This window comes from Sphingomonas sp. Sphisp66 (assembly GCF_047324325.1).
GTDB lineage: Bacteria > Pseudomonadota > Alphaproteobacteria > Sphingomonadales > Sphingomonadaceae > Sphingomonas.
This window is the reverse complement of record NZ_CP168508.1, coordinates 4,587,661-4,602,549: the sequence shown is the minus strand read 5'-3', so window position 1 is coordinate 4,602,549 and position 14,889 is coordinate 4,587,661. Positions and strand designations below refer to the sequence as shown.

Here is a 14,889-nt window from a genome sequence, read left to right as displayed (position 1 = left end):
CATGTCGGGTGATCGCTACCTTCCGCCGCCGCCCGTCGCCACTTCCCGGCGCGCGAGCGCCGCTGCGCCCTCGCAGGCGATGGCGGGCTCCTTCTGGGGCGGCGACGGCGCGCAGCAGCCTGCCCAGCAGGACGAGCTGACCGCGCCCGGCACCAGCACCGGTTCGTCGGGCGGCAAGGCGCCGCCCGCCACCGAGACGATCGGCCGGCGTGCGGGGGCGCTTTCGGACGAGCTGAACTTCCCCGATTTCGTCGCGTCGCTGATCCACGGCACCTGGGACGCTATGGTCGATTCGTCGATCCGCCAGATGGACAGCTATGCCGATCTGGTCGCCGCGATCTCCAAGCCGCTCTCGCAGTTCCGCGACGAGAACGTCACCGCCAACCAGGCGCGCGACTGGCTGATGGCGCAATATCCCGGCGATATCGGCCTGGCCCGCGGCGAGAGCGAGGGCACGCTGGTGCCGCGCGGTGGCGGTGGCGATGATTCTGGGGAGAGCAACTCGCCGACCTGGCTCTCCGATTATGGGCTGGGCGGGCAGGAACTGACCCCTGAGCTGATCGAGGAGCAGCTCGTCCCCGCCGCGCGCGACCGTCTGGCGGGCGACCGGATGCAGACGCTGGCGACGCTCGTCATGATGGGCATGAACCGGATCGTCGTGAAGGACGGCTCGATCACCGCCCGGCTGCGCTTCCGCGCGGCGGCGGCGGACAAGACCGCGATCGACTATGCGGTGAGCGACGATCCCGGCAACGCCACGCCCTCGGGCAGCTGGTCGACGCGCGGCAGCACCTCCTACCAGGCGCCGGTCACCAAGGTCTCGACCGTCGGGGTCAACGCCCAGACCGACAGCCAGCTCAATGCCGAGCTGTTCGGCGAGGTGAAGATCAACTTTGCCAGCGAGACGCTTCCGCTCGACCGGTTCGTCGACGATGCCCGGCGCATGCTGCTCGAGCGGGCGGCGCGGCCCGCCCAGCTGCCCGGCAAGGCGCCCGCCGCCGCAGCACTGCCCGCCCCGCCGGCCCCGGCGCCCGCCGCGCCAGCCACCCCCGCGCCGCTGCCCGCCACCCCGCCGGGAGGCCCGGCATGACCGACGCCGCCCGTCGCCCGCTCGAGGACCTGATCGGCGAGCTGCTCGACGGCGTCGCCGCGCTGCCCGCGGCGGGGCTGCGCGCCACCAGCGTCGAGTTCGACCTGCCGGTCGAGGCGACGGTCGAGACCGGTCCCGCCGGGCCGATGGTCCGCGCCGACGTGCCGCGCACCCGCACCCGCACCTGGTTCGACCGCCCGGTCGGCCGCCTCTCGCTCCACATCGGCACCTTGCCGGTGGAGGAGGCGCGATGATCGGCGAGACCGGCGAGGCCGTGGCGCTCGAGGACTTCATCCAGGCGGTGCAGTCCCAGCTCGATACCGCCCAGGCGCGCATGACCTTGAAGGCGCAGAACGACCGCCTGCCGCTCACCTTCGCGATCCGGGACATCTCGATGGACCTGAAGGCCCATCTCGAACTCAACCAGGGCGAACTCCGAATCCGTCCGGCAGGCCCAAGCGACAAGGACCCCACCGTCCTCCACCTCGTCTTCACCGCGATCACCAAGCCGATGATCGAGGAGAATGCCGTCCCGATGTCGGTCGACGACAAGAACGAAGTGCCGCTCTCCGCGCTCGGCGACGAGCTCGACCCAGCCGAGCGCCGCCGGCTCGAAGGCATCGGCGTGCGCACCGTCGAGAAGCTCAACGAGCTCGAGCGCCGCGGCATCTCCGGATCGGTCGGGCGGATCACCCGCTTGCCGGTCGACAAGCTCGAGCAGGTGCTCGCCCGTGCCTCGCGCCCGATGGTCGACGATGTCAGCCGCGACGGCATCGACGATCCCGACCAGACCGACGAGCTGCGCCAGCGGCTCCGGGTCAAGGGCCGCAACCTGCTGCGCGGCGGGATGCCGCCCCAGGTGATGATCGCCGGCCGCCCGGTCAACGTCGTCCAGGCGCACGACAACGAGCTCGTCCTCGCCCCCGACCATGACCAGCTCGCCGGGCAGATGAGCCTGACCCATGATCCGCGCGCGCCGACCGAATTGTGGTTCGACCAGCAGCCGCGCCGTCCCTTCGCGCCACCGCCGGCCAGCAATGGCCATGCCGGGGGCTATGGCCTCGACGGAGGCCAGCCATGAGCGCCCGGCTCGGCCGCCTCGTCCAGCCCTGGGCGCACCGCGCCGGCGCCTATGCCGCGCCCGGCAGCCTGCTCGTCCGCCTCAAGCTCGGCGAGGTCCCCGCCGGCATCCCCGCCGCGCTCGACGTGCGCCGCCGCGCCGCCCAGCCCGCCGAGACCACCCAGCACCAGATCCTCGACCGTGTGGTCAAGTCGTTCGGCGGCGCCGTGCGCGTCTCGCGCCTCCACGCCGCCGGCCAGGCGCTCCACAGCATCGGCGCGCGCAACCGCGGCTATAGCGAGGCGGAGGAGATCAGCGGCATCGCCCGCATGCTCCGCTTCGACGTCGCGCCCGACACGCATGTCGGCTCGCTTGCCGTCTCGCTGATGCAGCTCGACATCGTCGAATCGGCGATGCCCAATTATCTCTGCACGATCGGCCTGGATGGGCCCGATCGCCATCCCCGCCGCGACGAGGATGATGACAATGAGGGCTGGGACCCGCGCGACATGGTCAATGCGCGTCGGGCGCTGTCCTATTGCGCCGGCGATGGCGGCGTGATCGTCGGCGTGGTCGACAGCGGCATCAACCTGCTCCACCCTGAATTCTCCGGCCATGCGCAGGACGGCGGCATGGGCGACCGGCTGCGCCGCGGCTATGACACCGTCCAGCTGAGCGAAGGCCAGCTCGCCACCGGCATCAAGCTGCTCGGCGACAATCGCGGCGCCGATACCGATCCCACCGATCGCTATGTCGGCCATGGCACCGCCTGCGCCGCGATCATCGGCGCCAGCGGTGCCGGCCTGCCCCCGGGGATCGCCGGGGCTTGCCGCCTGCTGCCGATCCGCTCGCTCGGCGCCGCCCAGCCGCCCGATCACAAGCCCGTCGGCATCGGCGCGGTCAGCGATCTCGACATGGGGCTGGTGATGGCCGCCCAGCTCGGCGCCCATGTCATCAATTGCAGCTTCGGCACCGATGACGAGGCGATCGAGCCCGGCATGCCCAAGCCGCATGCCGAAGCCATCGCCTATGCCACCGCGCGCGGCTGCACCCTCGTCGCCGCATCGGGCAACAGCGGCGACAAGCGCGTCTACTGGCCCGCCGCCTTCCCCGAGGTGATCGCAGTCGGCGCCGTCGATTCCGGCCGCCGGATGGCGGGCTTCTCGACCAGCGGCGACCATGTCGCGCTCTGCGCGCCCGGCGTGAACATCCGCACCGCCGATCTCGACGGCTATCAGCGCGCCACCGGCACCAGCTTCGCCGCGCCCTTCGTCGCCGGCGCCGCCGCCCTGCTCGTCGCCCGGGCGCAGGAGCGCGCCGCCGCGGTCGATCCCGACACGATCAAGAAGCTGCTGGTCGCCAGCGTCCAGCCGCACCGCCCCGATATCGCCGCCGGCAATGGCGCCGGCATCCTGGACGCCGCGCGCGCGCTCGAGCTGCTCGATCGCGCGATCGACGCCGACGACACCACCGAATTGGGAGGCGCCGATGACGGCTAGAGCCCGCTTCGCTCCCTAGGGCGCCCACCGCGCCCCTCCCCAAGATGGACAAAGATTTTCGAAAGGAACCGTTCAAATGGCCGACATCCTGATCCCGACCATCCGCTTCGTCGACATCGCCAAGCGCGAACAGGCTGCCCGCGATGCGATCACCAGCAGCTATGACAATCTCACCGCGCGCCTGGCCAAGCTCGGCCAGCTCGGCCAGGCCGATGCCGCCGAGCTGGCGCGCGTCACCGCGCTGCAGGCGCTGGTCAAGAACGACGACAAGGGGAAGCTCTATTTCGATCCCCTGTTCGCCACGGCCCGCGCCGCGCTCAAGTCCACCGAGATCGGCCTGCGCCCGCGCGACGTCGAGCATGAGCTCGGCGTGCTGCGTTTCCCCGAGCTGACCGGCGACAAGTCGACCGAGGCCGAGCGCGACGGGGAAGTCGCCCGTGTCGGCCTGATCCTCGGCCTGCTCCAGTATAACGGCACCCCGCTGCCCCGGCTCGTCACCACCGGGAAGCTGCCCCAGCCCGATCCCGAGGATCCCAACACCGCCGCGTTCGGCGAGGGCCTGTTCCAGGCGGTGGGCCGGATCGCCGGCCGGATCGAGCTTGCCGAGCGCACGCTCAAGCAGGTCGCCGCCGCGGTCAACATTCAGGGCGACCGGCAGGAGCCGGGCGTGTCCAGCGCCGAATATGCCAAGGTGTTCGAGGGACTGGTCGGCCGCGGCGTCACCGCCCGCGACGTCAACCTCAAGCGGCTGGTCGAGGACCAGTTCGACAAGGTCCAGGCGCTCGGCGACGATCAGGCGCTGCACGACATCGTCATCGACCTGCCCGATCTCGAGGCGACCACTTCCTTCGAAGTCGTCGCCAGCCATTGCAAGCTGATGGGCTCCTTCATCTTCGCCTCGGCCTTCGAGGAGCTGAAGGCCTTCCAGGTGGTCGACAAGCTGGTCGAGATGTCACAGCGCGGCGACCTCGCGCTGGTGAAGGGTCCCGCCGGCACCCAGCTCTACAGCTATTGGCGCGAGGCACCGAACCGGATGAGCGAGAGTGAGCGCCAGGGCTTCTACGCGATGATGCTCGGCCTGCCGACCGGCCAGCCCGGCGTGAAGGTCAACACCGAGTTCCAGGACCTGTGGCTGCGCTTCGTTTCCTCGGTCTCCACTCTGGTGCGCGAGGCCCGCGTCGATGCGCTGATCCGCGCGGCGACGCCGATGGCGGTCAACCAGCAGCAGGTGAAGAAGGCCGCCCGTGACCTTGCCACCAACATGTCGCTGCACGGCTATGGCATGGCCTTCTACGCCGCCGCCGACCTGCAGAAGCAGATCAACGACATGATCTCGCTGCTCCAGGACAAGGAGCTGCTCTCCGCCTTCGGCTCGACCGACATGTGGGGCGTGATCGACCAGGTCGCGCAGACCGAGCTGGGCGGTGCGCGCAACAGCTCCAAGTACCGCATGCTCGCCACCAGCGGCGCGATCATCACCTCGTGGATCGCCGGCAACAGCGATCGGCTGCGCGATCCCACCGCGGCGATGATCGATCTCGGCACGGTCGGCAATCCGCCGACGCGTCCGCGCGGCCAGTCGGCGGTGTCGCACCCGAACGACTATGACCTGGTCAATGCCTGCGAGATGTGGCTCGCGGACTCGGCGATGGACGAGGGCCGCATCGAGCAGATGTCGCAGCCGCGCGAGGCGCCGAACATGACCAGCCGGCCGATCCAGATCCCGTCGATCGCGCGTGATCTGCTCGACAGCGCCGGGCTCGGCATGGGCATGGGCTATGCCCAGGCACCGCAGTCGAACGGCCATGCCCGCGGCGGCTATGGCTATTGATCCCCGGCTGAAGGAGCATCGCCATGGGCTATGAACCACTCAGCACGCAGGTGAAGGGGCGGCTGTTCAGCGCCTCTCGCTGCTTGCGAACCGCCAATCCGCTGGGCTTTGTCGGGCGATTGCTGGAGGACAGCTTCGAGCTGCCCGTCGGCGATCCGCGCTATGCCGCCAATGCGCTGGCGCCCGGCGCCGCGCCGATCGAGCCGGTGTTCGGATCGAACCAGACGCGTGCGCTCGCCTTCCATCTCGAACCGCTTGGGCCCGAGGCATCGGGGTGCGAGCGGCGCGACACCGCCAGCCGCGAGATGCGGCGGCTGGTCGGCGACAATTTCGGGCGCGAGGCGCTGCACTGGTTCGACGGTGCGAGCGAGAGCCAGCGCGGGCTCACCCGTGCCGGCGGGCTGCGCTACGGCGCCTTCTTCGGATCGAGCTTCGACCAGAACGGGCTGGAAAGCGCCACCGTCACCTATGAGGGCGGCAACGGCAATCCGATGAACGAGGTCAATCCCGCGCTCGCCCGGCTGATCGGCCAGGCGATGGCGGCGATGCCCGGCCTGCGCCCGGTGTTCACCACGCTCGTCGCCGGACGCGACTATGGCAGCCAATGGGTCACCTTCCTGCTCACCAACCGCTTCCGCATCACCGACATGCGGCCGATGCTCGACGAGCTGGGGCTGGGCGCGCGGCTGGGCAGCATCCTGCAGATCGTCGGCGTCGCGCTCGGCGGCCGCTTCGACGTGCCCGACGGCGCGGCTTTGGTGGCCTTCGGCCGCAGTCCCCAGGGGGTCGAGCTCGACCTGCAGATCATGCTCGATGCGATCCCCGACGTGCCGCCCAATTTCCTCCAGCTGCTGACGATGAACCTGCGCGAGCGCCCGCGCGAGCTGGCGGCGCTCGAACGCTTCCTCGAGGCGTTCACCCCGGCCGACGACGTCTGGCCCGGGCGGTTCACCATTCTCGGCATCCGCGTCGGCCCCACCGGGCCGCCCAAGGTGAAGCTCTATCTGCGCCCGGTCGAGTTCGAGATCAGTCCGGCCGCCTCGCTGGTCGGCGCCCCCATGCCCGCCGCCGCCTGAGCCATGTCGCGCCGGCTCCGGCCGGCCAGCCAAGGACCGAAGAGATGAAAGCTCCCGCTCAGTTTCCCGCCCCCGGGTCGCCGCCCCCGGCCGAGGTGACGCCGCGCCCCGAGGTCCGCGCCAAGGTGCGCGAGATGCTCGCCGCGACGCCTTCGTTCCGCGAGCTGCCGGCCGATACCCAGATGCAGGTCGCGCGCGACACGGCGCTGATCGCCGACGCGCTGGTCGGCAAGGCGGAGGCCGGCAGCCAGTCGGTCGCCGCGCGGCCGATGGCGGAAAGCCAGTGGGAATCGAATAAGCAGGCGGTCGACGACATCGGCAAGGAGGAATTCTCCGCCGGATCGCTGATGGCCGGCGCCCAGGCGGCCGGCGAGTTCATGCGCCAGGTGAACTTCGTCGAGTTCGTCTCGGGCCTGATCGACGGCGTGTTCAACTCGATCATCACCTCGAACATCCAGCAGATGGAGGCCTATTCGAAGATGGTCTCCGACGTGTCCAAGTCGCTCAACCAGTTCCGCGACGACAACACCTCCTCGGACGACGGCAAGGACCAGCTCTGCGAGCAGTTCCCGGACCTGTTCGATGTCGGCGCGGACGCCTTTTCCGGCGGTGGCCCGCAGCTGCGCGTCAAGGACGGCGCCGATCTCGATGCCGGACTGCAGAGCGTCCGCGACGCGCTGGGCAGCTATGCCGACAAGGACATCGACTCGATCGACGTGACCGATCCGGAAGTGCAGGAGACGCTGATCAAGGCGGCGCGCGGCCAGATCGCCACGTCGCGCCAGCAGCTGCTCGCCACCATGGTGATGATGGGCCTGTCGCGGATCGTCGTCACCAACGGCAAGATCCAGGCGAAGATCCTCTACGACTTCAACGCCTCGAGCCAGCGCACCTTGTCGCGCACCGCCATGGCCCGGGACTATGCCAAGGATGCCTCGGGCAACCTTGCGGTCACCACCGATGGCGAGGGCGAGAGCGAGCGCGGCGGTACCAGCAAGGGCGACTACAGCGGCAGCTATCAGAGCGGCAAGTCGAGCTACAGCGGCAACTACGACTCCGACTATTACACCAAGGGCAAGTACAAATATTCGCAGAAGCCGGTGATGACCGCCCAGGCAGTGGCGAGCGACCAGTCGGTCGACCAGATCAGCGCCAAGGCGAGCCTGGCCGGCGTGGTCGACGTCAACTTCAAGAGCGACTATCTGCCGCTCGAGAAGATGGCGACGCCGGAGATGATCGCGGCGATCCAGATGCGCTCCAAGCCGGTCGATCACAACAAGCCGCAATATACGCCGGGACCGGCGCCCGCCCCGGCTGCTCCGGCGCCGACTCCCGCGCCCGCCCCGGCCCACGCCTGAGCCATGGCACAGGCCCTCGCCTCCGAACCGGATCCGCAGGCGCCGCCGCTCTATGGCGGCCCGGGCGGCATGACTCCCGCGGCGATCGCGCGGGTGCGGCCCAAGGTGCAGCAGATGCTCACCGCGATCCCCGCCTTCGCGATGCTGAGCTCGGCCGAGCAGTCGAAGCTCGCCAACGACATGGTCAAGGTGCTCGCCTATATCGACGATCCCGCCGGCGTGGTCGAGCAGACCACCGCGGCGGCACCGCCGGCGGCGGCGCGCGGCATGGCCGATGCGAACGAGCAGACGCGCAAGAACCTGTCCCAGTCGCCCGGCTTCGCCGGCAAGGACTTCGTCGCAGGCGCGGCGGCGGCGGGTACCGAGCAGTTCACCAACCTCGTCCACAATGTTGATTTTCCTGCCTTTGTCGGGGGGCTGATCAACAATGTCTTCAAGTCGATCGTCGAGACCACGATCGAGCAGATGCGCGCCTATGCCGAGCTGGTCGCTGCGGTGGCCAAGACCGCCGAGGAGTATATGGCCGAGAATATCGGCATGGGACAGGGCCGCGACTATATGGTCGATCGCTTCCCCGACCTGCTCGCGGTCGATGTCGACGAGGACAGCGGCAAGTCGAAGCTGCGCATCACCGGGGAGGACGAGGAGGCGGCGCTGGCCGAGATCCACGGCACGCTCGCCATGGCCGGCCCGGTGCCCAGCGATCTCAGCGAGGACGAGACCGAGGCCGCCTTCGTCAACGCAGCGCGCATCGTCATGGCCAAATCCCGTCAGCAACTCCTCGCTTCGATGGTGATGCTGGGCATAAACCGTATCGTCGTCACCGACGGCTCCATCACCGCCAAGGTGAAGTTCGATATGCGCGCCACCGATCAGGCCAAGCGCGACTATCGCGCCTCGGCCTATGATCGCCAGTCGAGTCGCAACCGCAAGGTGAGCGCGTTCGGCGGCAGTTTCCTCGGCTTTGGCGGCGGACAGGTGAGCACCAACGAGCAGTCGCACGTCGCGACGGTGAGCACCGCCGTCAACGAGACGAGCGAATCGCAGCTCGAGCTCGCCGCCAAGATGCAGGGCGAGGTGCGGGTGAACTTCAAGTCCGACTATCTGCCGCTCGAGAAGATGGCGACGCCCGAGATGATCGGCGCGATCCAGGGCAACTCGATGCCGCCGGCTCCGCGCGGCGCGACGCCGCCGACCGCCGCCCCGGCCCCGACGGGCCCCTGAACCATGCTGCACACCCCCGCCCTCGCTCTAGCGCTCGAAGCGCGGCCGACCGTCCCGCTCGGGCTGATGCGCGCCGTCGACGACGCCGAGCGGCTGCTCCTCTCCGCCGATGCACATGCGACGATGCTCGCCGAGCTCGGCGATATCGAGCTCCCGCCCGCCTCCCGTGCCGATGCGACGCAGATACGCGCCATCGCCAGCCTCTATCTCGCCTCGACCCTGGAGATGGCAGGGCTGATCCAGGCCGCCGACGACTTCACCCGGCTGATGCGCACCGGCGCCCTCGACGGCGACATCGGCGAGGCGGCACCGGTCGTGGAGAAATTCTGGCAGAGCCGGGACGAGCGTCCGAACGAGGCGGAGCGCCTGTCCCTGTTCGGCCGGCTGTTCGGCGCACCGACCGGCCCCGAGGATCTGGGCGCACGCGCGAATGGGGAATTCGAGGAACTGCTGCTAAACCTTTGTGACGCAATCATGAAAGCAGCGGATGGAGGGAGTCAGGGGCGGGCTCGGCAGGCAGGGATTCAGATTGCCGAGAACATTTCCGGCGCGACGAACGGTATGGTGCTGATGCTGGCGCGGCAGATACTGGATACGCTTTCCCAGGCGATCGCGATCCTCAACAACGCCCAGGTACGCACCCTGCTGCACGCCCGCACGCTGTGGGACACGGTCGGCGCGATCGACCGCAAGTTCCGCCGCCAGCCGCGCCCCACCCTCGCGCTGCTGCGCCGCGGCCGCGCCGGCATGGCGGTGCTCGCCTGGCTCGCCGAGCATGTCGACACGATCGAGACCTCGGGCGGCAGCCTGGTCCAGCCCAGCGACCCGGTCATCGACTCGGCGGTCGACTGGGTCGACGAGACGCTGTCGATCGTCCGCGGCCAGAACGGCCCCGACGCCAACGCCGCCGCCCCGCCTTCCCCCTCCGCTTCCGGCGGCGCGAGCACCAGCTGGCGCGACCTGGGGAGCTGAGCATGACGGCCGCGGCGCTCGCCACCCCGCCGCCCCTGGTCCGCGGCGCGATCCGCGATTCGCTGACCGCGGCGCAAGGCTATGGCGATCTCGAGGAAGGCGACCGCCGCGAGATCGCCAACGCGCTCGTCCGCATCGCCCATGCCGCCCAGCTGTTCGAGGCCGAGGCCGCCCCGAAGAAGCCCGAGACCGCCGCCGGCATGGCCGCGGGCGACCATTATTCGGGCACCGCCGTCGCCGGGGTCGCGAGCACCACCCATGCGGTGCTGCGGGCGATCAGCTTCCCGCGCTTCGTCGCCGAGCTGATCAACGGCATCTTCCGCGCGATCGTCGACACCAACCAGCAGCAGCTCCAGCAATATGTCGAGCTGGTCCGCGGCGTGTCGCAGTCGCTCGACGGCTTCGCCTCGGCCGGCGGATCGAGCGACGACCCCGCCAAGCGCTGGCTGGCCGACCAGTTCCCCCAGAGCTTCCGCATCGAAGAGCCCGAGGCCCCAGACCCGCGCGACATCCCCGATCCCGAGGACACACCCGATCCGGTGCGGCTGATCCCGGTCGGCGCCCCGCCGACGGTGGACGCGGTGCGCGCCGCGCTCAATCTCGAGCCCGATGCCGCGATCCCCGGCACCGACGCCCAGCAGCTGATCCCCTTTGTCCGCAGCAGCCTGGCCCGCAACCGCCAGCAGATGCTGGCGACGATGGTACAGATGGGCATGCAGCGGATCGTGATCGATTCCGGGCGCATCGCCGCTTCGATGCGCTTCCATATCGACGCGCAATCGGCCGCGCGCGAGCAGGAGCATAGCGGCTTCGACACGCGCACCACGGTGGGCGCGAGCGCATCGGGCGGGTTCGGCTTCTGGAGCGCATCGGCCTCGGTCAACTCGACGATCGGCTATGTCCGCACCGATGACGTGACGACCAACGAAAGCACCAATGTCTCGGCCGATCTCGACAGCTCGGTCGAGCTGCACTTCCGCACCGACCAGGTCCCGCTCGACCGCATCGCCTCGCAGAACACCGTCGAGCGGCTGCGGCTCAACACGCTCAACCCCGAGCGCGAGGCGCAGATCGCCGCCGAGACCGACCGCGCCCGGATCACCGCCGCCGGTGCCGCCAATCCCCCGACCGCGGCCAGCAGCGGCGGCTCGGGCCTTGCGCCCTCCCAGACGGTGACCCCGCCCCCGCTGGCGGTGATAACGCCGCGCGGCACCACCCCCGGCAGCAGTAGCGGAGGGACGACTGCACCCCCGACGGGCGGAGGCACCACTGCGCCCCCGCCGACGGGAGGAGGATCGACCGCCGCCCCCCCGACCCGTGGCGGCGCAACCACGGCGCCACCCACCGGGGGAGGCGCGACGACGGCACCGCCCACAGGCGGCGGCACGACCGCGGCTCCGCCCGTCGCCGTGGCCCCGGCGCGCTGAACTGCATCGATCTCCGTCTCACCCGGGCAGAGCTGCTTCAAGAAAATGGCGGATCGAACGCCTGAGACATGCGTCTACTCCGGACGATCCGCCTGGCGGCCGCGCAGAGAGGATAACCATGAAGGTTCAGAAATTCAGTGCGTCGGATGCAGCCTTCGAACGGTCGCCCGGACAGGAAGCCGGTGTCTTCGCCGGCAATCTTGTCGACCAGCGCCACGGCGGACCCGTCACGATCGGCTATGGGCGCTATGATCCGGATCAGTCGATCGACGAGGAAATCGCCGTCGATGACATCATGATCGTGCTGACCGGCCGCCTGTCCGTGACGAGCGACGGCGCTACCCTGACCGCCGGCCCGGGCGAGATCCTCTACATGCCCAAGGGCAATGCAGTGACCATCCGCTCCCATGCGGAAGGCGCGCTGACCGCCTATGTCACCTATCCGCACTGGCAGGAGCCCGAGAGCACCGCCGGCTGACCCCTTGGGAACAGCTCAACCAGATTCGGACGCTCCCTTTCCCGGACGATCATCGAAGCGCGGCGGCGAGCCTGGTCTTTACCCTCGCCGCCGCGCGACAACGCGCAGGCGATCAGAAGCTCTGCCAGTCGTTCTGGGCAGCATGGGCCGAGATCGACCGCGGCAGCTGTTTGACCGGAGCCACGTAGGCGGCATTGCCCGCGGCAGGCTTCCGGGCGGTCACAGGGCGAGCGCCGGGCAACGCTTTCCCGATCTCGAACCGGGCGGCCTGCTCGGCGAGCTGGGCGACTTCGCCCGACAAGTTGCGAGCAGCCGCCGAGGTTTCCTCCACCATCGCAGCGTTCTGCTGGGTGGACTGGTCCATCGTCCCCACCGCGACGCTGATCTGGGTGATCGCAGTCGATTGCGCCTGATTGTCCGCCGCCATCTGTCCGAGCAGCATATGGACCTCGCCGACCTGGCCCGAGATGTCCGCCAGGGCGCCGTCGACCCTCTCGACCATCGCCACGGCTTCGATGATGTCGGACTGAGTCGCGGTGAGCTGCTCGCGGGCACGGCCCGCTTCCTCTTCGGCACGCATCGCCAGCGCCGACACGAGGTCGGCGACCACGGCGAAGCCCCGGCCCGCCTCCCCGGCACGCCCGGCCTCGACCGCGGCGTTCATGGCGAGGACGCGGGTCTGGAAGGCGATCTTGTCCAGGCCCTCGATCACGCTGTCGATGCCCTTGGCGCTCTCGCTGACGCGGGTCATCGCCTGCATCGCCTCGTCCGCGACGCCGCGTCCGCCCTGGACCGTGGCAATGGCTTCGTCCGCCCGGACAACCGTGCGCCCGGCTGCGTCCGCCCCCGCTTTCAGGCGGCCGTCCATCTGCGTGATGGCGGCCGAAGTCTCTTCGAGGCTCGCCGCATTGGCTTCGGTCCGGCGCGCCAGGTCTTCCGAGGCCTGGGCGATCTCGGTCGAGCCCGTCCGGATCGCCACCGTGCTGTCGGTCACCGAGCCGATCAGCCCGCGCAGGCTCGCCAGCGCCTCGTTGAAGTTCGTCTTCAATTCCGCATAGCCTTCAGGATAGGCGGTATGGATTTCCGCGGTCAGATCGCCCTTGCTGAGCGCGGACAGGCCATCGCGCAGGGTAGAGGTCACGACCTGCTGCGCAGCCGCGGCCCGCGCATCCGCCTCCGCGCGTTCGACCGCCGCGACCCGGAACTGCTCGACTGCCTGCGCGACGTCACCCAGTTCGTCCGCGCGCCGGCGGTGCGGGACTTCCGCTTCGCCGCCTTCGGCGAGGCGCTTGGTGACCTGGCTGAGCTCGGCCATCGGCACCGAGACGGTTCGGGCGATCAGGCGCCATATGCCGAACAATGCGCCCAGCCCGAGCACGGACAGGACGATCACGCACCAGAAGGCCGTGGTCGCGAAGCGGCGCCCGATATGGTCGTTGGTCTGGGCGCGCAGGTGATGCGCGTTGATCAGCGCCTCGGCGCTCTCGATCGCGGCATTCGACGCATCACGGCCTTCGCCCTTTACGATCGGCAGGGCAGCTGCCGCCCCCTGGCCGCGGCGCACCGAGAAGATCCGCGCGTTGAGCTTCTCGAGCCCCGCGACCTTCGCCTGCAACGCGTCGAGCTGCGGCGCGAGCTCGCCGGCAAGCGGCCGATAGCCGCGCATCGCGTCGTCGATCAGTTTCTGGTTGGCGACATAGCGCTGGTCATATTTGGCTTCTTCCTGCGCGGACGACGCGTTCATCTGGGACCAGATGATGATGCGGTGCTCGCGCAAGCCCGAGACGAGCTTGCCCAGCGTCTCGGTGCCCCCGATGCCGCGCTCGACATGGCGACTGGCGATCGCGCTGAGCTGGGACATGACGAAGATACCGGCGCCGGCGATACCACTCATCGTCAAGGCGATAATGGCGAATGCGACCAGCATCTTCTTTGAAAGACGCCAACTGTTAAAAGTATCTGTCATGTTTCAGGATCCTCGAATTATATGCGGATATTATAGAAGATCTTCGAGGCGGCCCCTTTGGTTCGGACATCGGGCAATTGTAACAAATCATTGCTGGATCGCAGCGATGTCGGGACGAACCTGGCTTTTGATGCAACGCTGGTCGCGGCGACCGCGGCTGCCTGGCCAGCCCGAGCTCGCCGGATGAGCGCGCCAGCACGCCGCGCCAATAGCCTTGGGGCGGTGAAGATCGGAGATATCGTCCCCGGCGCCCACGCATAGGGCTCGAGTGCCAGGGTGGCGATGCAATGGATATCGCTTTTCCAGAGCCTCGATCGGCATCCTCGGGGCGCACCCGGGCTGGCGCCCCGAGTTTTCGCGACCGCAGCATTTTTGTCTCCCCCAGGGTGTGGGTTTCACGCTTCCCGGCGTCTCCACGCCGGGGAGACCAATGCGTCAGCCGGGACCTCGGGCATGGGGGCGGCACGCATGGTGATCCCGTCAGCAGATCCAGGGTATCTTCGTAAATGGTTGCGCAGCGTGAATTCGGTGGCCGTGCCTATATCGATATCAATGATGATTCGGAGATCATCTACTGGGCTCATCAGCTATCGGTAACGCCCGCGCAGTTATTCACGGCGGTGTGCGCAGTGGGAACTTCGACTCGGCTGGTAATCCAGTATCTCGGCGGCATCTCTGCCTGAGCGGACGGACCCTTTGGTCAGGCGCGACGCGCGGATCACCGAAGCCGCCCGCATTGCTTCCACTCGGCGCACGACCGGGCTCATCGCCTCAGCGTTATCGGGAACGGCCGCTTTGGGGTCGAGGATTTCGGGAAGATGGTGGGCGCTGACGGGCTCGAACCGCCGACCCTCTCGGTGTAAACGAGATGCTCTACCAACTGAGCTAAGCGCCCTGGCGCAACGCCA

The 14,889-nt window shown here is 68.9% G+C and carries 13 protein-coding genes and 1 tRNA gene; 12 read left to right on the top strand and 2 right to left on the bottom strand.

Annotation, left to right across the window (positions count from 1 at the left end):
- Position 1: 1 nt before the first annotated feature.
- The 11 genes from ACEN8G_RS21185 (at position 2) to ACEN8G_RS21135 (ending at position 12,015) form a co-directional block, all read left to right on the top strand.
- Positions 2 to 1,090: a hypothetical protein gene (locus tag ACEN8G_RS21185; RefSeq protein ID WP_413740690.1), complete on the top strand. Its 1,089-nt coding sequence runs from the start codon at positions 2 to 4 to the stop codon at positions 1,088 to 1,090.
- Entirely contained in the window at positions 1,087 to 1,344 is a 258-nt protein-coding gene (locus tag ACEN8G_RS21180; RefSeq protein WP_413740689.1) for a hypothetical protein, read from the top strand. The genes ACEN8G_RS21185 and ACEN8G_RS21180 overlap by 4 nt, the downstream gene beginning before the upstream one ends.
- The gene (locus tag ACEN8G_RS21175) at positions 1,341 to 2,171 is read left to right on the top strand and encodes a hypothetical protein (RefSeq protein WP_413418948.1); all 831 of its coding nucleotides are present in this window, start codon (positions 1,341 to 1,343) and stop codon (positions 2,169 to 2,171) included. The genes ACEN8G_RS21180 and ACEN8G_RS21175 overlap by 4 nt, the downstream gene beginning before the upstream one ends.
- Positions 2,168 to 3,649 carry a S8 family peptidase gene (locus ACEN8G_RS21170; RefSeq protein ID WP_413418950.1) on the top strand — a complete coding sequence of 494 codons (1,482 nt, stop codon included), beginning with the start codon at positions 2,168 to 2,170 and terminating at the stop codon, positions 3,647 to 3,649. The genes ACEN8G_RS21175 and ACEN8G_RS21170 overlap by 4 nt, the downstream gene beginning before the upstream one ends.
- Before the next feature lie 76 nt (positions 3,650 to 3,725).
- Positions 3,726 to 5,480, top strand: coding sequence for a hypothetical protein (locus tag ACEN8G_RS21165; protein WP_413418952.1), 1,755 nt, complete (start codon positions 3,726 to 3,728; stop codon positions 5,478 to 5,480).
- Between the two features lie 23 nt (positions 5,481 to 5,503).
- Positions 5,504 to 6,556, top strand: coding sequence for a hypothetical protein (locus ACEN8G_RS21160; protein WP_307116553.1), 1,053 nt, complete (start codon positions 5,504 to 5,506; stop codon positions 6,554 to 6,556).
- A 44-nt stretch (positions 6,557 to 6,600) separates the two neighbouring features.
- The gene (locus tag ACEN8G_RS21155; RefSeq protein WP_413740688.1) at positions 6,601 to 7,914 is read left to right on the top strand and encodes a hypothetical protein; all 1,314 of its coding nucleotides are present in this window, start codon (positions 6,601 to 6,603) and stop codon (positions 7,912 to 7,914) included.
- 3 nt (positions 7,915 to 7,917) lie between these two features.
- Positions 7,918 to 9,138 (top strand): hypothetical protein, encoded by a 1,221-nt coding sequence (locus ACEN8G_RS21150; protein WP_413416429.1) that lies wholly within the window; start codon positions 7,918 to 7,920, stop codon positions 9,136 to 9,138.
- Positions 9,139 to 9,141: 3 nt separating this feature from the next.
- Positions 9,142 to 10,110 carry a hypothetical protein gene (locus ACEN8G_RS21145; RefSeq protein WP_413416430.1) on the top strand — a complete coding sequence of 323 codons (969 nt, stop codon included), beginning with the start codon at positions 9,142 to 9,144 and terminating at the stop codon, positions 10,108 to 10,110.
- A 2-nt stretch (positions 10,111 to 10,112) separates the two neighbouring features.
- The gene (locus tag ACEN8G_RS21140; protein WP_413740687.1) at positions 10,113 to 11,537 is read left to right on the top strand and encodes a hypothetical protein; all 1,425 of its coding nucleotides are present in this window, start codon (positions 10,113 to 10,115) and stop codon (positions 11,535 to 11,537) included.
- A 118-nt stretch (positions 11,538 to 11,655) separates the two neighbouring features.
- Positions 11,656 to 12,015, top strand: a complete 360-nt coding sequence (locus ACEN8G_RS21135; RefSeq protein ID WP_413416432.1) for an AraC family ligand binding domain-containing protein — start codon at positions 11,656 to 11,658, stop codon at positions 12,013 to 12,015.
- Positions 12,016 to 12,127: 112 nt separating this feature from the next.
- On the opposite strand, the gene ACEN8G_RS21130 is transcribed toward ACEN8G_RS21135, so the two are convergent.
- The gene (locus tag ACEN8G_RS21130; protein WP_413416433.1) at positions 12,128 to 13,942 is read right to left on the bottom strand and encodes a methyl-accepting chemotaxis protein; all 1,815 of its coding nucleotides are present in this window, start codon (positions 13,940 to 13,942) and stop codon (positions 12,128 to 12,130) included.
- Between the two features lie 545 nt (positions 13,943 to 14,487).
- Between ACEN8G_RS21130 and ACEN8G_RS21125 the strand changes: the two genes are divergently transcribed.
- A complete protein-coding gene (locus ACEN8G_RS21125) occupies positions 14,488 to 14,664 on the top strand; it encodes a DUF3606 domain-containing protein (RefSeq protein ID WP_413416434.1) in 177 nt (58 codons plus the stop codon).
- A 136-nt stretch (positions 14,665 to 14,800) separates the two neighbouring features.
- On the opposite strand, the gene ACEN8G_RS21120 is transcribed toward ACEN8G_RS21125, so the two are convergent.
- Positions 14,801 to 14,876: transfer RNA gene (locus tag ACEN8G_RS21120), tRNA-Val, on the bottom strand.
- Positions 14,877 to 14,889 lie beyond the last annotated feature (13 nt).